This window comes from Chloroflexaceae bacterium, from assembly GCA_025057155.1.
In the GTDB taxonomy this organism is placed as follows: Bacteria; Chloroflexota; Chloroflexia; order Chloroflexales; family Chloroflexaceae; genus JACAEO01.
In genome coordinates this window covers 32,979-56,158 of sequence record JANWYD010000004.1, presented here as the reverse complement: position 1 = coordinate 56,158, position 23,180 = coordinate 32,979, and the positions used below count along the sequence as shown (strand labels likewise).

19 protein-coding genes and 1 CRISPR repeat array (1 of these 20 only partly in view) are annotated in these 23,180 nt (G+C 64.9%); of the genes, 13 read left to right on the top strand and 6 right to left on the bottom strand.

Annotated features, from left to right (window positions below; all coding sequences use genetic code 11):
* A CRISPR array of direct repeats spans positions 1–166; the repeat unit is 29 nt; unit sequence GACTCGCCCCCGCGGGAGAGGGAACAGAG (it extends 46 nt beyond the left edge of the window).
* Positions 167–737: 571 nt separating this feature from the next.
* Positions 738–2,945 carry a UvrD-helicase domain-containing protein gene (locus tag NZU74_04210; GenBank protein ID MCS6880515.1) on the top strand — a complete coding sequence of 736 codons (2,208 nt, stop codon included), beginning with the start codon at positions 738–740 and terminating at the stop codon, positions 2,943–2,945.
* Positions 2,946–2,996: 51 nt separating this feature from the next.
* On the opposite strand, the gene NZU74_04205 is transcribed toward NZU74_04210, so the two are convergent.
* A complete protein-coding gene (locus tag NZU74_04205) occupies positions 2,997–3,878 on the bottom strand; it encodes a LysR substrate-binding domain-containing protein (protein ID MCS6880514.1) in 882 nt (293 codons plus the stop codon).
* Positions 3,879–4,186: 308 nt separating this feature from the next.
* Here NZU74_04205 and NZU74_04200 point away from each other — a divergent pair, with 308 nt between their 5' ends.
* The 6 genes from NZU74_04200 to NZU74_04175 all read left to right on the top strand — a co-directional run bounded on the left by NZU74_04200 (position 4,187) and on the right by NZU74_04175 (position 13,604).
* On the top strand, positions 4,187–5,596 hold the full coding sequence (locus NZU74_04200) for a VanW family protein (protein MCS6880513.1): 1,410 nt from the start codon (positions 4,187–4,189) through the stop codon (positions 5,594–5,596).
* 109 nt (positions 5,597–5,705) lie between these two features.
* Positions 5,706–6,767 (top strand): class I mannose-6-phosphate isomerase, encoded by a 1,062-nt coding sequence (locus tag NZU74_04195; GenBank protein MCS6880512.1) that lies wholly within the window; start codon positions 5,706–5,708, stop codon positions 6,765–6,767.
* Between the two features lie 111 nt (positions 6,768–6,878).
* Positions 6,879–7,628, top strand: coding sequence for a 16S rRNA (uracil(1498)-N(3))-methyltransferase (locus NZU74_04190; protein ID MCS6880511.1), 750 nt, complete (start codon positions 6,879–6,881; stop codon positions 7,626–7,628).
* A gap of 7 nt (positions 7,629–7,635) precedes the next feature.
* Positions 7,636–9,003 (top strand): S41 family peptidase, encoded by a 1,368-nt coding sequence (locus NZU74_04185; GenBank protein MCS6880510.1) that lies wholly within the window; start codon positions 7,636–7,638, stop codon positions 9,001–9,003.
* A gap of 613 nt (positions 9,004–9,616) precedes the next feature.
* On the top strand, positions 9,617–11,509 hold the full coding sequence (locus NZU74_04180; GenBank protein ID MCS6880509.1) for a protein kinase: 1,893 nt from the start codon (positions 9,617–9,619) through the stop codon (positions 11,507–11,509).
* Between the two features lie 421 nt (positions 11,510–11,930).
* Positions 11,931–13,604 carry a cellulase family glycosylhydrolase gene (locus NZU74_04175; GenBank protein ID MCS6880508.1) on the top strand — a complete coding sequence of 558 codons (1,674 nt, stop codon included), beginning with the start codon at positions 11,931–11,933 and terminating at the stop codon, positions 13,602–13,604.
* 131 nt (positions 13,605–13,735) lie between these two features.
* On the opposite strand, the gene NZU74_04170 is transcribed toward NZU74_04175, so the two are convergent.
* Both NZU74_04170 and NZU74_04165 read right to left on the bottom strand, forming a co-directional pair.
* Entirely contained in the window at positions 13,736–14,338 is a 603-nt protein-coding gene (locus NZU74_04170) for a class I SAM-dependent methyltransferase (GenBank protein ID MCS6880507.1), read from the bottom strand.
* A complete protein-coding gene (locus tag NZU74_04165) occupies positions 14,335–15,150 on the bottom strand; it encodes a hypothetical protein (protein MCS6880506.1) in 816 nt (271 codons plus the stop codon). The genes NZU74_04170 and NZU74_04165 overlap by 4 nt, the downstream gene beginning before the upstream one ends.
* 863 nt (positions 15,151–16,013) lie before the next feature.
* On the opposite strand from NZU74_04165, the gene NZU74_04160 reads away from it, so the two are divergent.
* The 6 genes from NZU74_04160 to NZU74_04135 all read left to right on the top strand — a co-directional run bounded on the left by NZU74_04160 (position 16,014) and on the right by NZU74_04135 (position 20,707).
* A complete protein-coding gene (locus NZU74_04160) occupies positions 16,014–16,535 on the top strand; it encodes an STAS domain-containing protein (GenBank protein MCS6880505.1) in 522 nt (173 codons plus the stop codon).
* 29 nt (positions 16,536–16,564) lie between these two features.
* Positions 16,565–18,085, top strand: coding sequence for a SpoIIE family protein phosphatase (locus NZU74_04155; protein ID MCS6880504.1), 1,521 nt, complete (start codon positions 16,565–16,567; stop codon positions 18,083–18,085).
* Positions 18,082–18,534, top strand: a complete 453-nt coding sequence (locus tag NZU74_04150) for an ATP-binding protein (protein MCS6880503.1) — start codon at positions 18,082–18,084, stop codon at positions 18,532–18,534. The genes NZU74_04155 and NZU74_04150 overlap by 4 nt, the downstream gene beginning before the upstream one ends.
* On the top strand, positions 18,531–18,947 hold the full coding sequence (locus NZU74_04145) for a response regulator (protein ID MCS6880502.1): 417 nt from the start codon (positions 18,531–18,533) through the stop codon (positions 18,945–18,947). The genes NZU74_04150 and NZU74_04145 overlap by 4 nt, the downstream gene beginning before the upstream one ends.
* Before the next feature lie 270 nt (positions 18,948–19,217).
* Positions 19,218–19,982: a Maf family protein gene (locus NZU74_04140; GenBank protein ID MCS6880501.1), complete on the top strand. Its 765-nt coding sequence runs from the start codon at positions 19,218–19,220 to the stop codon at positions 19,980–19,982.
* A complete protein-coding gene (locus NZU74_04135) occupies positions 19,961–20,707 on the top strand; it encodes a response regulator transcription factor (protein ID MCS6880500.1) in 747 nt (248 codons plus the stop codon). The genes NZU74_04140 and NZU74_04135 overlap by 22 nt, the downstream gene beginning before the upstream one ends.
* A 58-nt stretch (positions 20,708–20,765) precedes the next feature.
* On the opposite strand, the gene NZU74_04130 is transcribed toward NZU74_04135, so the two are convergent.
* The 3 genes from NZU74_04130 to NZU74_04120 form a co-directional block, all read right to left on the bottom strand.
* The gene (locus NZU74_04130; protein MCS6880499.1) at positions 20,766–21,335 is read right to left on the bottom strand and encodes a CDP-alcohol phosphatidyltransferase family protein; all 570 of its coding nucleotides are present in this window, start codon (positions 21,333–21,335) and stop codon (positions 20,766–20,768) included.
* A gap of 112 nt (positions 21,336–21,447) precedes the next feature.
* Positions 21,448–22,125 (bottom strand): DUF4013 domain-containing protein, encoded by a 678-nt coding sequence (locus NZU74_04125; protein MCS6880498.1) that lies wholly within the window; start codon positions 22,123–22,125, stop codon positions 21,448–21,450.
* 316 nt (positions 22,126–22,441) lie between these two features.
* A complete protein-coding gene (locus tag NZU74_04120; protein ID MCS6880497.1) occupies positions 22,442–23,149 on the bottom strand; it encodes a hypothetical protein in 708 nt (235 codons plus the stop codon).
* Positions 23,150–23,180 lie beyond the last annotated feature (31 nt).

Here is a 23,180-nt window from a genome sequence, read left to right as displayed (position 1 = left end):
CGCCCCGACGCTCCCGACTCGCCCCCGCGGGAGAGGGAACAGAGAGCTTGCGCGCTGGTCGCCCTTGGTCGCCCCCGACTCGCCCCCGCGGGAGAGGGAACAGAGGGCGGCAGATCGCCCGCGGCGTCCATGCGCGGGACTCGCCCCCGCGGGAGAGGGAACAGACCATCGTGAGGCGCGGCCCTCCCGGACCAGCCATATCCTCGCCGCAGCGGGCGCAGAGGCAGGGCTTGTTGAAACCTTTTGCGGCGCACTGGAAGCAGGGCCTCCAAACCTCCCCCAGAGGTGTTCTCAAGTGTAGGGTTTTTCCGGCGCATGCTCGCGTCGCACGCGCCATCGGGGGCATCGAGACGCCCAACGCCCCCCTCTCCCGCGAGCGGGAGAGGGGCGGGGGGTGAGGACCGTAAGCGCATTGGAATGCCGAAAACCCCTTCTCGCTCGAAAAACCCTACACCTGAGAGCCCGGGGGTGGCGTTGCCCTGCGCCGCCTATTCCTTGACAGGCATCCGCCGGTACTCTACCATGTCGGCTGTTCGACACGTGCGGCACCGGCGCAGTGCAGATATGAATGTTCCTGGGAGGGCACGGCTCTCCCAGATTGTTGATTATTTCCATTGAGCAGAGGCGTCGTTCCTCACCCTCCCCCTGACCCCCTCCCTCTCTACCGGCGGTGGAGAGGGAGGGGGCGCCGAGCGCAGCGAGGCGGGTAGGGGCGAGCACCCCTCAGGAAACACCCCATGTCCGATCTCCTCGCAGGCTTAAATCCCGCTCAGCGGCGCGCGGTGGAGACCGTCGCCGGCCCGGTGCTGGTGGTCGCCGGCCCCGGCAGCGGCAAGACGCGCGTGCTCACCCATCGCATCGCCTATCTCATCGCCGCCCAGGGCGTTGATCCTCTGAACATTCTCGCCGTGACCTTCACCAACAAGGCCGCCCGCGAGATGCAGGAGCGCCTCGATGCGCTGATCGGCCCCGCCCAGGCTCAGGCCCTGACCGTCGGCACCTTCCACGGTCTCTGCGCGCGCTTCCTCCGCCGTGATATCGTGCACCTTGGGCGCGAACGGGATTTCGTCATCTACGACAGCGACGACCAGGAACGCCTGATGCGCCGCGTGCTCCGCGATCTCAATCTCGACGAGAAGCAGAACCCGCCCCGCGCCATCCACGCCCGCATCTCCAGCGCCAAGAATGAGTTGATCACCCCTCAGGAGTATGCCCGCCGCAACCGCTCGTACTTCGATGAGATCGTCACCCGCTGTTACGAGCGCTATCAGGCTCTCCTGCGCGAGGCTAACGCCCTCGATTTCGACGACTTGCTCGTCGAGACGGTGCACCTCTTCGACCAGCACCCCGATGTCCTGGCAACGTATCAGGAACGCTATGTCTTTCTGCTGGTGGACGAGTATCAGGACACTAACCACGCCCAGTATGTGTTGATCAAGCAACTGGCCGCCAGGCGCCGCAACCTCTTCGTTGTTGGCGACGCCGACCAGAGCATCTACGGCTGGCGGGGCGCGGATGTGCGCAACATCCTCCAGTTCGAGCAGGACTATCCCGATGCCCGGGTCATTCTGCTCGAGCAGAACTATCGCTCCACCCAGAGCATTCTCGACATAGCCCAGGCGGTGATCGCCGCCAGCGAGAAGCGCAAGCACGTCAAGAAACTCTGGACGGCCAACGGCGCCGGGCCGCAGGTGACGCTCCACGAGGGCCGCGACCAGGACGCCGAGGCGTCCTTCGTCGCTGATGAGATTGCCCGCCTGGTCGCCGCTGGCGAGGCGAGCTACCGCGACTGCGCCGTGATGTATCGCACCAATGCCCAGTCGCGCGCACTGGAAGAGGCTCTCTCGCGTCGCGGCGTTCCCTACCAACTGATCGGCGGCCTGCGCTTCTGGGAGCGCAAAGAGGTGAAGGACGCCCTGGCCTACCTGCGTCTGGCCGCCAACCCCTACGACAGCATCAGCCTCACGCGGGTGCTGAACTGGCCCGCCCGCGGCATTGGCGAGCGCACCGAGGCCGAGTTGATCCGCTGGGCGGCCTCCCTCGGCGTGCCGCTCTACCAGGCGCTCAAGGAACTCGAGGATGAAGACGCCCCCTCGCCGTTCGCCCCCCGCGCCGCCGCCGCGCTGCGCGGCTTCCTGGGCCTGGTTGACGGCCTGATCGCCGCGCGCCGGGAGTTGCCCCTGCTCGAGTTGCTTGAAATGCTCATCTCGCGCATCGAGCTGCGCGAGACGCTGATCCGCGAGTATGGCGAGGAGGAGGCCGATGAGCGCTGGGCCAATATTCAGGAGCTTGCCGCTTTCGCCGGACGCTACGCCGGTCTGCCTCGCGACCAGCAACTGCCCCGGTTTCTCGAAGAGGCGGCCCTGGTCGCCGATGTGGACCGGATTGACCCCCAGGCCGACGCGGTGACCTGTATCACCCTGCACCAGGCCAAGGGGCTGGAGTACGCGGTGGTGTTTCTGGTGGGGCTTGAGGAGGGCCTGCTGCCCCACAGCCGCTCTACTGACGACCGCGAACGGCTGGAGGAGGAACGGCGCCTGCTCTACGTGGGCATCACGCGGGCCAGGCGGCGCCTCTACCTCTGCCATGCCTTCCGCCGCGAGAGCTTTAACCGCACCAGCCTGAGCACGCCCTCCCGCTTTCTGGCCGACATTCCTCGCGAGTTGTTGAAACTGCCCCACCAGCGAGCAGCGATCGCCGCTCCGATCCGGCAGCGCCCCGCCCGCCCTCGCGATTCCTGGCGCGCCCCTGCTCCATCACGCGCCGCCAGCGGACCGGTCGAGGTGAGCTTCTTCCCCGGCCAGCGTGTGCGCCATCACGCCTTCGGCGAGGGCGTGGTGGTCAGCAGCCGCCTGGTGGAGGGCGACGAAGAAGTCACGGTTAGCTTCGCCGACCGCGAACGGCGCCTGCTCGCCAGCTTCGCCCGCCTCGAACGGGTCGGCTGATGCCAGTTACTCAGACGGCTTCGCCCCGACCAATCCAAAATCCGAAATCCGCTACTCCTGGCGCAGCCGCTCCACCAGGAACTCCCGCAACGCCCGCGCCGCTGGCGAGGCCACCCGATCCCCGCGCCAGACCAGACCCAGACTGCGGGTGAGATGCTGATCGGAGACCCTGAGCGCCACGAGATCGCCGGTGTTCTGCACGGCCAGGCGCGGCACCAGGGCGATGCCGATGCCCGCGGCGACGAAGCGCAGCAGCGTGTCGGTCTCGCCGCCATCGAGCACCACCCGCGGCGTGAACCCGGCGACCTGACAGGCGCTCAGGGTCGCCTCGCGCAGTTCATAGTTCTGGGGCGAGAGCACCCAGGGTTCGTCACGCAATTCGGTGAAGGCCACCGTCTCGCGGCTCGCCAGGGGATGCTCGCGCCACACGGCGATCACCATCTCCTCGGTGAACAAGGGCACTACCGTGAGATGCTCATCTTCGACCGGCAACGTCACCACGGCGATGTCGGTCAGCCCCGTTTCCAGCAAATCGAGCAGTGTCTGCACGCCCGACTCGTGCAGCCGCAGCTCGATCCCGGGATACTGCCGGTTAAAGGCCGTCAACACCGGGGGCAGCAGTTGCATGCCCACTGTCGGCGGGGCGCCCACCGTCGCCCGGCCTCGCCGCAGCCCGATGCGTTCGGCCATCTCTGCCCGCGCCGCCTCGACCTGGGCCATCACCGCGCGCGCGTGGGGCAGCAACGCCTCACCCGCTTCGGTCAGGCGCACATTACGGCCCACCCGGTCGAATAGCGCCACTCCCAACTCCTGCTCAAGCTGGCTGATCTGCTTGCTCAGCGCCGGCTGGGCGATGTGCAACTCGGCCGCCGCGCGGGTCACGTGGGAATGGCGCGCCACCGCTTCGAAGTACCGCAGGTGTCGTAGTTCCATAAACGCCTCCCCAGACTCCGTGTTCCGGTTCGATGGCACGTGACAGCAACGGCTCTGCCCGCTTCCCTACGAAAATCCTGTCGTAGCTGATTCAAGTATAACAGATTGGATATAGGTGTCGTGCTATAATGGCGGCGTCTGGCATAGTTGCAGCCCAACCCTCCGGGCGGACTACAATCCGAAGGGTTGTGCTACAACCCTTCGGGTTGTAGCCGGAGGAAATCCGGTTTCGCCATTCCTTTCTGCGGGAGGTCCGGGCGCCTCCATCAGGAATACTACCCGCTGACAACTCAAAAAAAGAGGTTTCTATGTACCGCTGGCTGCTGGCGCTCGTGATCGGACTGGCCCTCGCGCCCGCCTCGGCCCTTGCCGCTCCTGCTGAGGCATCCGGCGCCCGTGGTCTCCCCCCAGGCAGTGCGGTCTACTTTCCCGAAACCGGCCACAACGTCGCCATGCAACTCAAGCGCTTCTTCGACGCCTATGGCGGCGTCGCCACCTTCGGCATGCCGCTCACTGAACTGATCGTCGGCGCCGACGGCTTGCAGGTGCAGTACTTCGAACGGGCCAGGCTGGAGTTTCGCCCCGCCGCTCCGCCAGAGGGGCGCATCAGCATCACCCGGGCTGGCGCGCTGCTGACCGAGGGCCGCGGCGACCCCGCCTTCGCCTGGCTTGCCAGCTCTCCCGATCCGGCGCGAACATTCTTTCCCGAGTCGGGCCATACCCTCGGCGGGGCCTTCGGCTGGTTCTGGCAGACCCGCGGGGGTCTCCCCATCTTTGGCTACCCTATTTCCGAGGAGTTCTACGAGTTCGACCCCGACTCCGGTCAGGAACGGCTTGTACAGTACTTCGAGCGCGCCCGCTTTGTCTATTATCCAGAGCGCATGGGCGCCGACAATGAGGTGATGCTCAGCCCCCTGGGGCGCCAGTTGCTGCAACGCGATCCTATCGCCCTCGCAGCCACCGCCCCGGCCCGGCCCATCACGCTCCTCGGCGAGGCCTCCACCGGCTTCTCCACCTCCTCCGCCTCGCGGGTGACCAACATCCAGCGCGCCACTGCCATGGTTGACGGCTATGTGGTGCCCGCCGGGGCAGAGTTCTCCTTCATCAGCATTGGCGACTTCTCCGAGGCCAACGGGTTCGTGGATGGCTACGCCATTGTCGGTGGCAGACTCGAAAAGGTGATCGGCGGCGGGCTGTGCCAGGTCTCCACCACCCTCTTTCGCGCCGTCTCCAACGCCGGGCTGAGCGTGACCCGCCGCGCGCCTCACAGTCACATCGTCTATTTCTACGATGATATTATTGGCTTCGACGCCACCGTGTTCGTCCCTGGAGTCGACTTCCGCTGGCGCAACGACACCGGCGGTCCGGTGTATATTATCGGAACCGTTGATCTGGCCCGCGAACGCCTGACCTTTCAACTCTTCGGCGAGAGCGATGGGCGTAGCGTGCGCTACGAAGGGCCGTTCAAAGCCAACTGGACTCAGCCCGGCCCGCCGGTCTGGCAATTCGACCCCGGCCTGCCCCGGGGCGCTGTGCGCCAGCTCGTCCACGGGCGCCCCGGCGTTGATGTGACCCTGCGGCGCATCGTGACCTTCCCCGATGGGCGGACGCGGATGGACCCGTACATCACCCGGTACACGCCCTGGGAGGATTTCTTCCTCTACGGCCCCGGCGTGACGCCGCCTCCAGGCGCCAGGGTGATCGCTCCGCGCGGATAGACGGGTGAACCAATGCTGGCACAACGCTCCGGGTTGGGCCCGGAAAACCCCGTTTTTCTTCGCCCGCCCGTTAAGCAACACCGCGCCCAATCCCAAATCCCAAATCCCCATGACCACCTCTCTCCCCCCCCTGATCACCAGGCGCAAACTCGTCGAACCGCTGTGGGGCGGTACGCGCCTCGCCGCATGGCTGGAGTTGCCGGAGCCGCGACCCACGCGCCTCGGCGAAAGCTGGCAGGTCTTCGACAGCAATCCGGTAGTAGACGGGCCATTCGCCGGGCGCACCCTGGCCGACCTGGCGCAGGCTTACGGGCCGGCGCTGGTAGGTACGCGCGCCGTCGCCCGCTACGGCGCCGATGTGCCCCTCCTGGCCAAATTCATTGACGCCGCTGATCGCCTCTCCATCCAGGTCCATCCCGACGACGCCTACGCCCATCGCGTCGAGGCCCACACCGGCTTTCACGGCAAAACCGAGGCCTGGTACATCCTGGATGCCGCGCCGGGCGCGACCGTCACCTACGGCCTCAAACGCCCCTGCACCCGCGCCGAATTCGCCGCCGCGGTCGTGGCCGGCACAGTTGAAGATCTGATGGCCCACCTCTCCGTAGCCCCCGGCGATGTCATCTTCGTGCCCGCCGGCACGCTCCACGCCATCAATGCCGGGATCATGCTCTTCGAGATCCAGCAGAAATCCGACCTGACCTATCGGGTGTACGACTATGGCCGCCGCGACCCGAAGACCGGCCGGCCGCGCGAGTTGCACCTGGAGAAGGCTCTCGACGTAAGCATCTTCGCCCCGGCGCCGCGGGGGGTCATTCGCCCTCTCGCCCTGGCGCCCGGCCGCGACCTGCTCGTGGCCTGCCTCTCCTTTGCTCTGGAACGCTGGCGCGTGGCGGAGCGGGCCGATCTCACGGTGCATCCAGGCAGTTTCGAGATCCTGACGGTGATTGACGGCGCCGGCGCTATCGAACCCCGGGACCCCCGGCACGCGCCCCTGGCTCTGCGGCGCGGCGACTCGGCCGTGTTGCCCGCCAGCCTCGGCGCGTGTAGCCTGCGCGGCGCTATGACCGTGCTGCGCGCCAGCATCCCCGACCTGGAGGAACTGAGCGCCACGGCCCGCGCTGCCGGCCACGCCGAGGAGCGCATCGCCGAGGTGCTACAGCCGGGGTAGTCGTTTGTCACGTTGGCCCTGTTGGAAGGACGACGCCTGGCTTACAATCCTGAAGGTTGACAGGTGGGGCGCGGGCAATCCAGAATCCGCCGTCAAAAATCTCCAACCGCCATGTCTCTCCCCAACACCCGCCGCTTCTTTGTCGCCCCTGAGGCGCTGCGCGATGAGCAGGTGCGCCTGAGCGATCCCGACCTGGCCCGCCAGATCGGGCGGGTGCTGCGCCTGGTTCCCGGCGATCACGTGCTGCTGCTCGATGGGCTGGGGATGGCCGCGGAAGTAGAACTGACCGCCGTCAATCGCGACGGAGTGACTGGCGTGGTGGTGCGCCGCGAAGCGGCCGGCGGCGAACCTCCCGTCCACCTGACGCTCTATCTGCCCCTCATCCGCGCTGAACGCTTCGAGTGGGCCGTGCAGAAGGGCGTCGAGCTGGGCGCGCGGCGGCTGACACCGACGCACTGCGCCCGTTCCCTACCCGCCGACCGGAGCGATGCGCGCAAGCTGGAGCGCTGGCGGCGCATCGCCCGCGAAGCTGCCGAACAATCCTGCCGCGGGATCTTGCCCGAGGTGAGCGCCACTCTCTCCTTCGCCGCCGCCACGGAGGCCGCTGCGGGCGCCGATCTGGCCCTGCTGCTCTGGGAAGGCCAGGCGCCCCACCTGCGCTCCGTCCTGCGCGCCCATCGCGGCGAGTGGGACGGGCGGGCCATCCACGTCCTCAGCGGCCCCGAAGGCGGTATCACTCCCGATGAACTGACATGCGCCCGCGAGCGTGGTATCATACCCGTATCGCTTGGCGCGCGGGTTCTGCGCGCTGAAACCGCGCCCATCGCCGCCATTGCGATGGTGCTGTATGAAATAGAGTAAGCCGCCTATGATTCGCACCTCTCGCGCGGTCACCCTGGGAGCGCTGGTTGCCATCCTCGTCGGCGTCGCAGCCTTCGCCGCCGGCTGGGTTAGCGCGCGCATCGTTGGAACGACCCCCATAGACACCCTCATCGCCCGCGTCGCCAACCGTGACCTCCGCCGCGAGACGCCGGAAAACGCCCGCGCGGATTTCGCCGTCTTCTGGGAGGTGTGGGACCTGGTGCAGGCCGAGTTCTACCGCCAGGAGCCGCTTGATCAGCGCAAGATGGTCTACGGTGCTATTCAGGGGATGCTTGCCTCTCTCGGTGACGAGTACACCACCTTTCAGGAACCGGACCTGGCGGCCCAGAACCGCGAGTCGATGCAGGGACGCTTCGAAGGCATTGGCGCCTACCTGCGGGTCCAGGACGGAGCGATTGTCATTGACCGCCCCTTCCCCGGCTCGCCAGCCGAACGGGCCGGGCTCCGTTCGGGCGATGTCGTGGTGGCAGTTGATGGCGTGCCCCTCGCCGAGGTGATCGCCGGTCTGCCCGACAGCGAGGCCACCGCCAGGGCTGCGGCGCGCATCCGCGGCCCCAAGGGCACCGTGGTGACCCTCACTCTGCGCCGCCCTCCCGACACCCAGACCTTCGACGTGGCCATCACCCGCGACGAGGTGCCAATCATTACCGTCAATGCGCAGATGCTCGACAACGGAGTGGCCTATATCCAGATCACCGAGTTCAAGGCCACCACCACCCAGTTGCTTGACGAGGCGCTGCGCCAGTTGATCCCCCAGCGTCCCCGCAGTGTCGTACTCGACCTGCGGAATAATCCCGGCGGCTTCCTTACCACCGCCCAGGAGGTGCTCGGGCGCTTTTATGACGGCGTGGCGCTCTACGAGCGCGAAAACGGCGGAGTGGAGAAAGAACTGCGCACCATCGTCGGCCCCGCCGACACGCGCCTCTACGAGGCGCCTATGGTGGTGCTGATCAACGGCGGCTCAGCCAGCGCCGCCGAGATCGTCGCCGGCGCCCTGCGCGACCGCCGCCCGAACACCGTGCTGCTCGGCGAGAAGAGCTTTGGCAAAGGGTCGGTGCAGAACATCCACCACCTGAGCGATGGCAGCAGCGCCCGTATCACCATCGCCCACTGGCTCACGCCTGACCGGACGGCCATTCACCGCGTCGGGATTACGCCCCAGTACGAAGTGGCCGCTTCGGAAGATCCGCAGTATGCCGTGCCATGCGTTGCGGACCGGCAACCCGCCGAGGGTCAAACCACCTGCGCCGACGCCCAACTGGCCTGGGGGTTGAACGTGCTTGCCGGCATGGCTCCTCCGCCGCCCCCTACCGGCGTGTTTGTTCGCCTTACGCCGCGGCTCAGAGCGGCGTAAGCGATTTTGGATTTTCGATTTTGGATTTTGGATTGTGGTTCATTCACCGGTATCACCGGTGAAGCGGCCCACTTTCCTGCCATCAACCTGTTGCCGCTCACAGGCTCCGGGATCACCCGAAGTCCGCGCGCTGTTCAGGAGCGAACAGCGGCTCCAAAACTAATCGGCCGCCCTGGCTGGGCGGCCGACCTGCGAAGCCCCGGTCGCTGGCTGAGAGAGGGGGTAAATTGGGGACGGCGGCCCGGCGAACCGGTGGCCCTGCGGGATACCCCGCCTCCAGGCGCCGCCGTAGGAGAACAGAGGAGGTGTGTGCGAACCTGTTGTTCAGTTTGGTGCGGCGTGAGCGGCCCCAGGCTAGAACCCTGAGAACTCGCTCCTGTTGGGACAGCCACGACCGCGCTTCACAGCGCTCAGTATAATTGTTTTGACGCTGTGCGTAAGAAAAGAAATACGTACCGATTGTTGCGAATGCGCCACTGTCTTGCTCACCGATTGAACGCCCCTTGAACACACCGAACAAAGGTGCTATAATCTATTTCTGTCGCATTGCGATGCGGCAAAGTGATATACTAGCCCCACCGTGCTCTGGCCGCCTTGCGGTTACTACTGGTCTATGAACACGCGCCCTACCACCCGCTCCGAACAACGGGCAGCCGAGGGCGCCGAGTTGCGCAACTACCGGCTGATCCAGCGCCTGGCCCAGGAGGAACTGGCGACGGTCTTCAGCGCCAGCCACCTTACCCTGGAACGTCCGGTGCAGGTGCACATCCTGCGCCGCAACGACTGGGTCTCCTCGGGGCGCTTTCAGCTTGCCGCGCGCCTGGCGGCGCGTCTCAATCACCCCAACCTGGTGCCGGTGATTGACGCGGGCCACGATGATCGCTTTGGCCACTATCTGGTGACCCCCCAGCTCGATGCCCAGCCCCTCAGCGCGCTCCTCGCCGCCGGCCCCCTTGCGCCGCTGCTCACCGTGCGCGTCGTGACGCAGATCGCCGCCGCTCTCGATTATCTCCATGCCCAGAAGATTGTACATCGCGATGTGCAGCCGGCCAATATTCTCGTTACCGCCGAGGGCGTCGCCTACCTCACCAATCTTAGCCTCGCCGCCGCTCCTGATACGCCCGACCTGAGCAGCCTGGAGGAGGCGGATTATCTGACGCCGTACTCCGCGCCCGAACAGCGCTTCACCGAAGGGGAGGCCAGCCCGGCGCTCGATGTCTATGGTCTAGGGGCCGTGACCTACCACATGCTCTCGGGCGAGGTCCCGCCCGAGCCGGGCGCGCCCCTGCCCAGCCTGGCCGCGGTTGATCCTGCCCTGGCCCCTGCCGACCGGGTCGTGCGCCGCATGCTGTTGCCACAGCCGCAGGCTCGCTTTCCCAGCGCCTCGGCCGCCGCCGCCGCGCTGCGCCAGGCATTGCGCGGCCAGATTGACCAGGCCACCGCCGATATGGAGGAGTCGCGCTGGGAGCCGAACGCCGAGTGGCTGCCTAACCCCTTTGAGACGGCGCTCGATTCTGCCCTCCCCGAGCGCTTCCAGGAGTATCTCTCGCGCGCTCGCAAGCGAGCCGACGAGCTGCACCGCCGCGACGCCATCCGCCGCTTTTTGAACCGCTGGAGCCGCGACGGCTTCTTCCGCCGCCGCGCTCTTGGCCAGCTTGTTCAACTCGAGCAGATCGTCAGCTACAACGTCTACTTCTATGAACTGCGCGTGCTGTATGAGACGCGCACCGAACCGACGCCGCGCGTTCGTCCCCAGGCTCCTACCGATCAGCCGCGCGCCTTCCAGTCCCCTGCTGACGTGTGGCAGGTCCGTGTTCCTGACATGGGGCCGTTGGAGAGCGTCCAGCCCCGTGAGCTGGCGCTGCCCGGCTCGGAGCGCATTTATACCTGCCCTGAGTGCCTGGGCGCCGGCAAGGTCTACTGCGCTGCCTGCAAGGGTCAGGGGGCCGTCGAAAAGGTCAGCCGCGTCTCCAACCGTGACCATACCCGTTCGCCAGAGACGATAATGGCGGAGTGCCCAACCTGCCGCGGGTATGGCAAGCAGGATTGCCCCAGATGCGAGGGCGCCGGCAATCTGGTGGAAGAGCTGGTCTTTACCTGGTCCCGCCGGGCGATGCTGTTCGAGAACTCGGATGATGTCGAGGACCTGCCGCGGATGGCCATCCGCAACTGCCTCGAGCCGGTCTTCGAGGGGCCGATTGATCCGTACAAGGGTCCCTGGTACAGCGTGGCGCCGCTCGCCGAGATGCTGCGGGCGGTGATTGACGCGGCCGGCGATGATACGCGCATCCGCCATGCCGAGCTTACGGTCCGCGGCGCGCCGATTACCGAGGTGGAGTGTCTCCTCGATGACCAGCCGCGCCAGTTCCACCTGGTTGGCTTCGAGCCGCAACTCTTCGGCGACTGGTCGCTCTATAACCGCGAGCGTATCGCCCTGGTCGTGGTGATCGCCATCGTGGCGATGCTTGCCGTCCTGGCGTTCGTCGGGGCCGTCGGGCTGCGTTAGCGCATTTCTCAGAAAGGTTGACGCAAAGGCGCGAAGGCGCAGTGTCCTTGGTAGTGATGCCAGGCCACTGCGCCATTGCGTGCCGGCGGTTACGGGTGAGCGAGAAGCCGCGGTTCGCGGTATGCGAGCAATGCCGCAGGCGCGCATGCGGCTTCGCCATGCGCCAGTGACGTGAATATGGGGCAACCAGGCTTCCCCACCCCCTGTCTGGTGGGGCGAAATACCTTTCGCCCGGCAAGGAGGCCAGTTGCAGGGGAACGCAGCAACCTGATCCCCCGCTTTCCCATGCCTCTCAGCCTCCCCTCAGCTTCCCCTCAGCCGGCGATCATGTCGCCGTAATCAGCCAGACGCCAGTCGCGCGCGCCGCGCTCGTTCGAGTCAGCGCAAGACGGATCCTGTGCTCATCGGATCGAGGTGCCGTATGCGCGTCAGACTCGCTCGTTGCTGGGTGCTGTTGCCCTGCGCCATCCTGTTGCTCTTCCTTACCGCCTGCGGCGCCGGCCAGCCGGTCGCCGTCTCCGCGCCGGCGCCGCTGCCCACGGCGCGTATCCTGCGCGAACCTGAGCCTGAACCGCTGCCGCCGCTGCGCCTCAACGGCGCGCCCGATGCGGGCGTGGGGGGCAGCTCTGTCACCGCCGCCGGAAGCGCCTCCGCCACGGCCGGCCCAGGCGCCTCTGCCACGGCGCACGCCTCCGCCACGGCGCTCCCCGGCGCCCCTGCTGCCGGCCCGCTCAGTGGCGGCCTCCCTGACGAGGCCTGGGGCCGTCGCGGCCCGGGCGCCGGCGCGCAGACAGGGCCAGGCGCGCCTCCAGCGTCGCCCGCCGGCCCCGGTGACGAAATCGTTGTGCGCCTGCCCACGCCTGGCCCTGCGTCACCGGGCGCGCCCACCCTGCCCCCGGCGTCCACGCCTCCAACTGCTCTTCCCTTTCCTGGCGCCACCGTCACCCCGCCACCGCTGGACGGCGCCGCCGCGGCCTCGACGCCGCTGCCGACTGTCGCTCCGCCTCGCGACGGTCCCGGAGGGCTGCCCTACCCGCTTACTCTTACCCGGCTGAACTTTGGCGTCGTCGGCCACCTGTACTACACCGACCGCGTCACCGCCCTGCGTAAGGCGCGTGAAGCCGGCTTCACCTGGTTTCGCCAGCAGATCCACTGGCGCGACATTGAAGATGCCAGCGGGGCCTTCTTCTGGGGCGAGCTTGACAACATCGTCGCCGATGTCAACGCCGCCGGTATGTTGTTAATGATCAACATCACCCGTTCCCCGGCCTGGTATACCGCCAACGGCGGCGATGGACTGCCCCGCGATCCGGCCACGCTGGCGCGCTTCGCCGGGGCGCTGGCCGGGCGCTACAGCGGTCGCGTGCACGCCATTCTGATCTGGAACGAGCAGAACCTGGCCTACGAGAATGGCGGCAGCATCGGCCCCGATGATCCCGGCCATTTCGTCGAGGTTATGGCCGCTGCCTACACCGCCATCAAGGCCGCCGACCCGCGCATCATCGTGGTCGCCGGCGCGCCGGCCTCCACCGCCACCAATAACCCCGCCATCGCGATGGACACGATTTCGTACCTGCGCGCCATGTATAGCTACAAAGGCGGGATGATCCGCGACTACTTCGATGTCCAGGCGCTGCATCCCGGCGGTTCGGCCAACCCACCCGAAACGCTCTACCCCGAAAACCCCAGCAACGCTCAGGGGTGGACGGATGACCCTTCATTTTATTTCCGGCATGTGGAGAACCAGCGCCGGGTCATGGAAGAGGCGGGGCTTGGCAATCACCAGGTGTGGATCACCGAGTATGGCTGGGCCACCCCCAACAATACGCCAGGCTATGAGTTCGGCAACCAGATCACCTTCGAGTTGCAGCGCGACTATATTGTTGGCGCGATCTGGTACACCTTCAACCACTACCCCTGGGTCAGCAACATGTTCCTCTGGAACCTGAACTTCAGCGTCTTGCAGCGCGAGAACGGGCGTGACCCCAACCACGAACAGGGGTCGTTCAGCATCGTCAATGCCGACTGGTCGCCTCGCCCCGCTTTCTGGGGCATCCAGGAAGCAATCGCCCAGGTGCGGCGTCTGCAACCGTAAGGACGGCGTCGTTCCCCGATCCCGCTACGACGCCAACATACAGGGGCGTGGATAAACCCTCTGTCCCACGTCCCACTCTCAATTCCTGTTGACCATGCACATCAATCCAAAATCCAAAATCCAAAATGCAACTACCCCGCCCGTCCGGCGACCAGGACGCGCCAGACCACGCCGGGACGGCCTCCGTCGGCCTCGGCAGTCTGTTGCCAGACCTGAAGGCCATGGCGGGCGCAGGCGGCCGCCAGGGTCTCTGCGGCGATGGGGGTATACAGGCGCCCATCAGGTTCGCGCGGATCGCCGGTCTGGCTGGCGCGGTAGGTGATCAGCAACCGCCCCCCCGGAGCGACGATGCGGGACAGGGCCGCCAGCGCCCTCTCGATGGACTCCGCAGGCAGATGCATCAATACCGCACTGCACAGCACATTGGTGAAGGCCCCGCCGGGGATCCCCTCCAGATCGGGGAGCGCGGCCTGGCGCAGATCGAGGCCCGGATAGTTCGCCCGCGCCTGGGCCAGCATACCCGGAGAGGCGTCGTAGCCGATCGCCGGGAAGCCGCGGGCCACGAGCCAGGCCGTGTCGCGCCCGCTGCCGCAACCGATGTCGGCGGTAGGCGCGCCGGGAACAAAGACGCGCTCGATCAACCGGTAGAGCGCTGCAGGTGTTTTGCCGCGTTGCATTGCGGCATATTCCGCTGCCCGCGCGTCGTAGGTCTCGATGGTCCTGCGATCCATCATTCATGCCCCTGCTGGTAGAGATCCCATCCCTGGAGCAACAGGCCCGGTTGCACCAGAACCAGCCATATGAGCAAAAGGGTGACGCTCCCCTGAAACAGGCCGATCCAGAAGGGCGCCGAGGTGCGAATACCTGCAACCGCGCGCTGAAGCTCCCCGACCACCTCCTGATACTGGCCTACCACTCCGCGCGCGCCGCCTAAATTGGCGCTCAGCGCCTCCAACCCGGTCGCCACTTCATTGAGATCGCCGGCAATCGTAGTGGTGTTTTTCCGGGCCGTATTGATGCCGGAGGCGATCTCGTCAAGCGCCGGCGGCATATCGTCAAGGGTCTCCGCCACGCCCTCGATGGCGACATTTAACGGAACGTCGGGATTGTAGGGCACACCAAAGATGCTTAGGGCGCGCAGCACTGCGTCCACGGCCCTGGCCGTCTCCGCGGCGCTATAGAGCGCCTGACGGGTCGAGGCAATCGTCGCCGGCAGCCGCGTGCCGCTCAACGTTTCGAGGGCAGCCAGGCTGGGTTGAGTATCGCTCACTGCACGCGAAGCGCTGGCAACCGTGGCGCTCAGGTTGCCCACGGTGCGCTCGGCCTCTACCAGCGAGGCCTCGGCAAGGTCCAACCCCTCGCTCGTGGCGTCAAGCGCCTGTTCTAGCGCGTCGAGTTGCCGCCCCAGACCGGATCGCAGCGCAATGCCGGCGTAATTGACGATGATGACGCCCGCCACGCTGATCAGCAACCCCAGGGCGGCGCTAATCATCAGCAGCATACCGGCGACGCGCCGTTGGCGCGGGCCCGCTTGAAACCATTTCATGGCACCTCGATGTGTCCTGAACCCGCCACGACTACTACAAACCTCCACACTTATCCACATACGTGTGTGGATAAGTGTGGAAAACTCCTGTTCCTCGTCTGGAGGGGCGGCGCGCCCTCAACGCTTCCCCGGCGGCACAAGTCTCTATGAACCGGTTGTGCCAGAGCGGAGGACGAAAGGGACACTGCGAGGCCGCTCCACGTGTGGGCTTCAATGCACGCGACAAACGGCGGGCCATGGAAGGACAGAAATCCGATTGACGCGGTTTTGAGCCGCATCACCAGGTCGATGATTGCCGCCGTGTATAAACTTTCATCCACGACGCAAGAGATCGCCGGCGCCGTCCAGCGTTTAGGGCTTTCTGATGCCCCGAGCGCGTCACAGGACTCCGGTTCGGCAGTGGGGCCCGGATTTCGATTGTATCATGCCGAGATGACATCTTCTTCACCCGGTTGCCGATTATCAGCGCTTCGCTCTCCCCCTGAGAGGCGGACCCGCCAGCGGTTCCGCTCGCCCCTCCTTAGCGCGATAGGCGCGACATTGTGCCGCCTTGCAACACAGCAACCATAATAAAGCATGCATGGCGGAACTGGCCTCTTCCCCGCCATTCGTGTTACCAGAACCTACGGCCCGTCACCGGCCCTGATGATCCGCCTCAAGGAATAAACAGACCGGCAGTACGACCACTGGTGACGGATCTGTCATTCTCTTGTCTGGAGCCTGTAAGCGAATTGTTTCCTGGCGCTGTTAGATTGCTACTACGCAACTGTCAGACCGGGGGCGCGCCGGGTCACAGGGTGAAGTTCTCTAGATCCTGAAATTGCCGGGGCTTGATTGCCGGTTACGGTGCATTGGGGAGATTGATGAAACATGCCATTCCCACTGGCAATGCCCGCGCGGCGGGAGCCAGGGCTATTCTCGGCGCGGTACGAGCAGGCTTCGTTGGCGGGCTGCGAAGAACCTTTCCACCGGCAGAGAAGCGAGTCGATGAACCTCCAGGTTCTCCGCGTCTCGCCAACTGGCCAGACTTCACCGCAGGAGACCGTATGGACATGAAAACCTATGTTACCGGAGAGATACACGTTCTTGAGATTGCCGGGCGCTTTGACGCCAGTACGGTTCAGCCCATCGCCAACTGGCTAGAACAGACCACTTCCACTCCCGGCGCGCGGGTGCTGATTAATTTGACCGACACCACCTTTGTTGACTCCACGGCGCTGGCAACGCTGGTACAGGCACTGAAACGCTGCCAGCAAATGCAGGGGGATCTCTATCTATGCGGTATGCGCCGGCCCGTCCACATGATCTTCGAACTCACCCGGCTCGATAGAGCCTTCAACATTTTCTCTGATAAGGAATGTGCGCTGCGGGCATTCGCAAAATAGATCATCCAGACCGCTCTGCAAAAGACGGCATGCTCGTGACGCTGCTCAGTTCGCAGTATGCACGCTTCGCAGCCCTGGCCGAGTCCTGGTTATTATTAGGAGCGACCGCTTTTGGCATTTATCAGGATGGTCGTCCCCTGGTCTACTGGCCCGCGAGCCATCGGCTGATGCGACCAAGTTTGACAGCGCCAATCCTGTCTGGCGACGAGGAGCTTGGCGAGATTCGCGTTACAGGGGTGCAGGGCGAGGCGTTCCAGCAGCGACTACGCGCCGATGCAGCGCTGATCGCCTATGTGCTGCAACTGGAAGAGGAGTTGCAGTTAATGACTGCCGATCTAGTGATCAGCCAGGATCAGCAACTTGCGCTCTACCGGCTTACGCAGCGCATGCGCGACCTGGTTACGGTCGAAGAGATCCTGCGGGTGGCGCTGGCTGAAGCCATCCACGTGCTCAAGGCGCAGGGCGGTTTCGCCGCCTTCGAGTCGCTCGCGCCCGAGCCTCCGCTGCTCATCCAGCTACCAGACGTTGTAATGCCCGAGGCGCTGGCGTGGGATCTCTATCGGCAATGCTGCACCGGTGAGCGCCCGATCATCCGTGGCGAGACCGACCTGGATACGGCCTTGCCAGGGCTGCATAGCCTGCTCCACGTGCCGATCCGTATCCGTGGCCACGTGATAGCTGCTCTGGCAGTGGTTAACCGCTCTGGCGGGTTCGCCGCGCCGGATATCAAGCTGGCGGGCGCCCTGGCCGAGCAGGCCGGCGTTCAGATCGAGCGCACCCTGCTTTACCAGGAGATGTTCCAGCAGACTCGCCTGCGCACCGAGATGGAACTGGCGCGACGTGTGCAGGTCGATCTCCTGCCACGCACCCTGCCCAGAATTGACGGGTTGGAGATCTACGCCGAATCGCGGCCTGCCCGCCAGGTTGGGGGGGATTTCTACGATTTTATTGTTGAACCGGGGAGGCCCTTCATCTTCGTTGTAGGAGACGTGACCGGGAAAGGCATATCGGCGGCACTGTTGATGACAATGACCCGCACCGCCATCCACAGCAAATCCCAGTTTATGCCCTTTCCGACCCCCGAGAGCGTGATGCGGCAATCGAACGAGGATCTGTATGACGATTTCACGCGGGTCGGAGTGTTCGCAACCGCCTTCGTCGGCCAGTATGAGGTGGGACGTCAGCAGATCATCTATGCCAATGCAGGACATGCGCCGGTAATCTATCGCCCGCTGGACGGCGAAGCCGTCCTGTTGCGCGCTGAAAGCACCGCCCTTGGCATCTTGCCTGAGGCTCACTGTCGCAATCAATCCTTGCGTCTGGTCCCCGGCGATCTGCTGGTGGTGGCGACCGATGGCTTTAGCGATATGCGCGACGCCAATGAGGCAACCTTTGGCATTCAGCGTTTGCTGGAATTGGTAGACCGCCTCCACCACCTCGCGCCCAGGGAGCTGGCCCTGGCACTGTTTGAAGAGGTTGAACGCTTTGGCCAGGGACGTGAACAGGACGATGACCAGACGATTGTAGTGATCAAAGGAGCGGCAATGTGACGCTACGGTCCCCTGAATTCGTCCGTCTAGATCTTCCGGCCCGCTACACCTATCTCCATCTCGTGAGCGAGAGTCTTGCCGACATGCTGCAACTGGCTGAAGGGGTCGCTGATCTGGAGACGCTGATTTACAATGTACAACTCGCGACGCACGAAGCCTGCACGAATATTATCAATCACGCTTACAGGAGCTTTGACCAGGGGCGCATTCTTGTCGAGATGATCGTACACTTTGAAAAGCGATTATTGCAGATTGATCTCTACGATACCGGAACAGCGTTTGATCTCGACAGCGTTCCCGCTCCAGATCTGGATCAGGTTCGGGTGCATGGCTACGGCCTGTTTTTGATCCGCCATCTCATGGATACCGTTACCTACACCGCCGCGCCGGATCGCAACCACTGGCGGATGATCAAGACCTTCTATGTCAGGAGATGTCACAGCATATGACTACCGTGCTCCTTGTTGAAGATTACGCGCCCAACAATCGTCTGTTGAGTTTCGTGCTTGAGCAGAACGGTTACGCTGTGATTTGCGCTCGGGATGGTGTGCAGGCGCTTGAGTGTCTCCAGATGATGCCCGTTGATGTGATCATTACTGATCTGCTAATGCCCCGCCTGAACGGGTTTGAGCTGGCTGAACGCGTGCGCGCCGATGCACGATACAATCACCTGCCGATCATCGTGGTGACCGCCAGCGGCAAGGAGAGCGACGCGGTTCGAGCCGAGAGAGCAGGAGTTGACGTGTTCCTGACGAAGCCGGTCGAGTCCGAAGATCTCCTGCAAGTTGTAGCCCGGGCGGTCGCCCACGAGCATATCCAGTCCAGCCAGGTGCGCTTGTGGCGCCACTCACGGGTGGCCTGACGGCGCTTTGCGCTAGAATGGCAACCTGGTTGCTCCTGGTTTGGGTCAGACCGCGGGAGCGCGATGGCGTCCTCCGGCAAGCAACATCCCTCTCTGCCCTGTCGGGGTATCGGACCGTCACAACCGGCGCCGTTGCATCACGTCTGATGTGGGGATCAAACCACCTTGCGCTTTCAAAGGCCGCGTGTTATGATCGGGCGGATTATGTCAGCCAGCCTGTCCGTGAGCCATTCGGGGCCGCTATGGCCTTTTCGCCTGGTTGTGGTTGCAATGGCGCCTGAGCATTCCACGCCCGCTGCGCGCCGACGCCTGCCCGATCAGCCGCGGCTGGTGCTGGCCTCCGCCTCGCCGCGCCGGCGTGAACTTCTGGCGGCCCTGGGGGCGCGTTTCGACATCCTCGCGACCGATGCGGAGGAGGATAACGCCACCCCACCCGCCGAGGTGCTGGCTGCCCTGCCAGTTCTTGATCTGCCCCTTGCCGAACATCCGGCCCTGCGCGCCTGGCGCAAGGCTCACGCCGCCGCGGTTCACGCGGGTGATGCGGTGGTGCTCGGCGCCGATACGGTGGTCGTACTCGATGGCGAAGTGCTGAACAAGCCCGCCAACGCCGGACACGCCTGCGCCATGCTTGCCCGACTCGCCGGGCGGCGTCACATTGTTTACACAGGGGTGTGCGTGCTCCGGGCCTCGCGCCAGGAGGCGCCCGGCCCGCCGCCTGCTCCGCCGCTCCAACTGGCGGTGGCGGCGGCGGAGGTGCTGTTTCGGCCCCTGTCGGACGGAGAGATCGCCGGGTATGTAGCCACGGGAGAGCCGCTGGACAAGGCGGGAGCGTATGGATTGCAGGGCGCCGGCGGAGACTTTGTGCGCGAGGTGCGCGGCAGTTACACCGCTGTGGTGGGCTTGCCCCTTCCTGATGTGTATCGGATGCTGACCGCCGCGGGCATCACCGACCTGCGCGATCCTGGTGCAACGTATCGCGAATGGTTACAGCTACAGGGAAAGGAGCCGCTCCCATGCCCGCCTACCCTGCCATAAGGCTACTGATCGTTGACGATCATCCGCTCTTCCGTCAAGGGGTGCGCTGGGCGCTCGCCGCCGAAGAAGACATCGTGATTGTCGGCGAGGCCGCGAGCGGCGAGGCTGCGCTTGAATGGCTGCAAAACGCCGGTTCGAACCAGGAACCGAATGTCATGCTGGTAGATCTGAACCTGCCGGGGATGAACGGCTGCGATCTGACCCGCCAGGTCCGGCGCCAGTATCCCAATATCGGCGTGGTAATGCTGAGCATGCACGAGAGCGACGAGCGGGCCTTCAATGCATTGCGCGCGGGCGCCGCCGCCTATCGCTCCAAAGACGTGGCTCCGCAGGCGCTTGCCGACACCCTGCGGCGGGTGGCCCGCGGCGAGTACGTGATCAACGACGTGGTGCTGGAGGAGCCTCGTGTGGCCAGCCGGGTGTTGACCCAGTTTCGCAATCTGCCCCAGGCTACCACCACCGACCCCGAAGCGGTTGATTTTCCGATCTTCACCCCCCTCAGCGAACGGGAGATCGAGGTGCTGGAACGCATCGCCGCCGGGGGCAGCAATAAGGAAATCGCCGATGCCCTGGGCATCAGCACACAGACGGTGAAGAACCATATCTCTTCGATCTTGCGCAAACTCTCTTTGAATGATCGCACCCAGGCAGTGCTCTTCGCCCTGCGCCGGGGCTGGATTGAAGCTCCCAGCGAGATCCGCCAGGGCGGCGGCGAACCGGAATAGATTGTGGATTTTGGATTTTAGATTTTGGATTGCCATTCAAATCAAATCCAAAATCGCATTACGTGTCTTCCGGGGCGCGCATCACGGCGAGGAAGCGCCGGCCGTACTGGAAAAACGACAGGGTGAAGGGCAGGAGCGCCAGGTAAAGCACCGGTTTGCCGCTGCGCGGCCCATCGGCGATGTAGAGTAGCGCGGCGGCGGCGAGGAGCGCGGTGGTCAGTTTGCCCGCGCTCTCGGCGGTGGTGATATGGGAGCGGCGGCGCAGCACGACCGCCGCAGCGGTCAGGATGCCCAGGTCACGAAAGAGCAACAGGCCGGTGATCCACCAGGGAAAGCCCCGCGTGCGCGATAGAATGATCGCCGTCCCATTGAGCATGAGTTTGTCGGCGATTGGATCGATCAGTTTGCCCAGCCGAGAGACCTCGCCGCGGGCGCGGGCGATCGGGCCATCAATGGCGTCGGTGAGCATGCCCAGGCCAAAGCAGATCAGCGCCGCCCGCCGCCGCTCGGGACGCGCCAGAAAGTATAGCGTTGGCGCCACCAGCAGCAACCGGAACAGGGTCAGCCAGTTGGACGGATAGCAGAACTCCCGCGGCTCGACAATCGCCGAAACTTTCCGCAGTGCCATGGAATGACCTTATTGCACCATAGTCGGTCGCGCGGCGCGCAACGCTGCGTGAAAGAAGGAAGTTCGCGGGAGGGCCAGGCCCTCCCGCGTTCTTTCGCCCGGCGAGAAGCGGTCAGACCATCGGAGGCGGGGGCATATAGGTGGTAGCCGCCGCCGGGCTGAAGCGCTGCAGCGTCTGCCCCATTGCGTGGCCGAAAACCGCCTGGCTGTAGGGCACGGTGAAAATGAAGCCGATAATGATGATGGCTCCAAGATTAGCAATGATGCCACAGAGCAGCAAAATCAGCCAGAGCACCACCCAGGCGCCCGGATCGGCCCGGACCATGGTGATCACCTCGCCTACCTGCAGGGCCGCGCCAATGCTGCCCATTTGCAGGTAGCGCGCCACCGCGGCCAGGATCACCGGTTGCAGCAGCAAGCTTACGATGATCAGCAGCGGCAAGAAACAGCTAAAACTCGCCAGAGCCGCCGCAGCCCCTTCGTCGCTCCCGGCGCCGGCAGCGAAGAGCGGCACGCAAACAATCAGCATTATTAACACAATCAGCGGTAACGAGTAGACCAGGCCAATAACGAAGTAGGCGAAACCAAGACCAAGCTTCTCGCCGAAGGTGTTCCACTTCGGCAGGGGCCGTGGATTGCCCTGGGCCACGTTCCGCGCTGTCTCCAAAGTGTAGCCAAGAAGGACGATCAGGCCGATGATGGGGATGAGAAGGATCAGACCGCCGATCAGAATGCTGGCGACCCACTGCTCATCCTCGAACACGAACGAGAACGCCTTGCCGATGTCCATGAACGCTGCTCCTCTCAGAAGTTAGGTTGACGACCTGAAGGTTGAGTGTGGAGGAAGCGCGAGACGCGGGCGTTGCCTGCCAGCTCCTTCCGCGCCACGCCCGTGACCTACAAGGCGTCAGTTCAGGATGCCAGGGGCCACACTGACATGAACGTTCCAGAACCAACAAATGCTCACCAATGATAACACGTTACAGCAACGATGAGCCTGCGCTTGTTCGATAACAACTACACAACAACTACACATTCACCGCAGAGGGCGCGGAGAGATGCAGCAGCCCGTCTCGCCGCACCCCCTGCGGTGAGCGCGAAGCGCGCTAGCGCCCGAGGAAGCGCCAGCCGAGGGCCAGGGCGATGAGGGCGATGCCCAGAGCCAGGGTTAATCCGGGGGGGAAGCCCGGGCGGACTACGGGAGCAGGGCTTGCCTCCAGCGGCGACGCCTGAGCGGGAATGGCCGTGGCGCCGGTCTGCGGCACCGCGGCGTCTGGCGGGAGGGGCGGGTCAACCGGCGCGGAGGCCGCGCCGGCCTCGACGGTGGGGAGTGCTGCGGGCGAGCGCGTATCAGCCGCCGGGGTCGGTTGCGCCCCCTTAGTCGAGACTTCCGACGCCGCGGGGGCCGCCGCAGGAGCGACGCCAGCCACCCCGGAGGTCGAGGCAACGATCTGAATGGTGGCCAGCAGCACCAGCGCCAGACCCGCCAGACCGCTGCCCAGTTGCATAAACCAGTTGAGGGGGAAGGCTGGCGCGGGTCGCGGCGCGGTAGCCGGGTCGAGGGTAAAGGAGCGGGGCGGGCGCACAGGTTCAAGTTGCCGCAGGAGCCGCGTCGTCGTCTGGAGTTCCTCCAGCTCGGCGCGCAGGCGCGGATCGGCGGCGAGCCGGCGCTCCAGATTGGCGCGCTCGGCAGGGCTGAGCGCATTGTCAATATACGCCGAGAGCAACTCCAGGTCGCTATCGGACAGGTTGTTGCGGAATGACGGGTGCATATCGGTCAGGTATGCGGCTTCGTGGCCGATTGGTATGCGCAACCCTCCGGGTTGCTCCTGTGCGCAACCCGGA

What these genes read in the sequence shown, in the direction of transcription:
- NZU74_04210 (MCS6880515.1), top strand. Translation starts at nt 738, where the DNA reads ATGTCCGATCTCCTCGCAGGCTTAAATCCCGCTCAGCGGCGCGCGGTG.
- NZU74_04205 (MCS6880514.1), bottom strand. Translation starts at nt 3,878, where the DNA reads ATGGAACTACGACACCTGCGGTACTTCGAAGCGGTGGCGCGCCATTCC.
- NZU74_04200 (MCS6880513.1), top strand. Translation starts at nt 4,187, where the DNA reads ATGTACCGCTGGCTGCTGGCGCTCGTGATCGGACTGGCCCTCGCGCCC.
- NZU74_04195 (MCS6880512.1), top strand. Translation starts at nt 5,706, where the DNA reads ATGACCACCTCTCTCCCCCCCCTGATCACCAGGCGCAAACTCGTCGAA.
- NZU74_04190 (MCS6880511.1), top strand. Translation starts at nt 6,879, where the DNA reads ATGTCTCTCCCCAACACCCGCCGCTTCTTTGTCGCCCCTGAGGCGCTG.
- NZU74_04185 (MCS6880510.1), top strand. Translation starts at nt 7,636, where the DNA reads ATGATTCGCACCTCTCGCGCGGTCACCCTGGGAGCGCTGGTTGCCATC.
- NZU74_04180 (MCS6880509.1), top strand. Translation starts at nt 9,617, where the DNA reads ATGAACACGCGCCCTACCACCCGCTCCGAACAACGGGCAGCCGAGGGC.
- NZU74_04175 (MCS6880508.1), top strand. Translation starts at nt 11,931, where the DNA reads ATGCGCGTCAGACTCGCTCGTTGCTGGGTGCTGTTGCCCTGCGCCATC.
- NZU74_04170 (MCS6880507.1), bottom strand. Translation starts at nt 14,338, where the DNA reads ATGATGGATCGCAGGACCATCGAGACCTACGACGCGCGGGCAGCGGAA.
- NZU74_04165 (MCS6880506.1), bottom strand. Translation starts at nt 15,150, where the DNA reads ATGAAATGGTTTCAAGCGGGCCCGCGCCAACGGCGCGTCGCCGGTATG.
- NZU74_04160 (MCS6880505.1), top strand. Translation starts at nt 16,014, where the DNA reads ATGAAACATGCCATTCCCACTGGCAATGCCCGCGCGGCGGGAGCCAGG.
- NZU74_04155 (MCS6880504.1), top strand. Translation starts at nt 16,565, where the DNA reads ATGCTCGTGACGCTGCTCAGTTCGCAGTATGCACGCTTCGCAGCCCTG.
- NZU74_04145 (MCS6880502.1), top strand. Translation starts at nt 18,531, where the DNA reads ATGACTACCGTGCTCCTTGTTGAAGATTACGCGCCCAACAATCGTCTG.
- NZU74_04140 (MCS6880501.1), top strand. Translation starts at nt 19,218, where the DNA reads ATGGCGCCTGAGCATTCCACGCCCGCTGCGCGCCGACGCCTGCCCGAT.
- NZU74_04135 (MCS6880500.1), top strand. Translation starts at nt 19,961, where the DNA reads ATGCCCGCCTACCCTGCCATAAGGCTACTGATCGTTGACGATCATCCG.
- NZU74_04130 (MCS6880499.1), bottom strand. Translation starts at nt 21,335, where the DNA reads ATGGCACTGCGGAAAGTTTCGGCGATTGTCGAGCCGCGGGAGTTCTGC.
- NZU74_04125 (MCS6880498.1), bottom strand. Translation starts at nt 22,125, where the DNA reads ATGGACATCGGCAAGGCGTTCTCGTTCGTGTTCGAGGATGAGCAGTGG.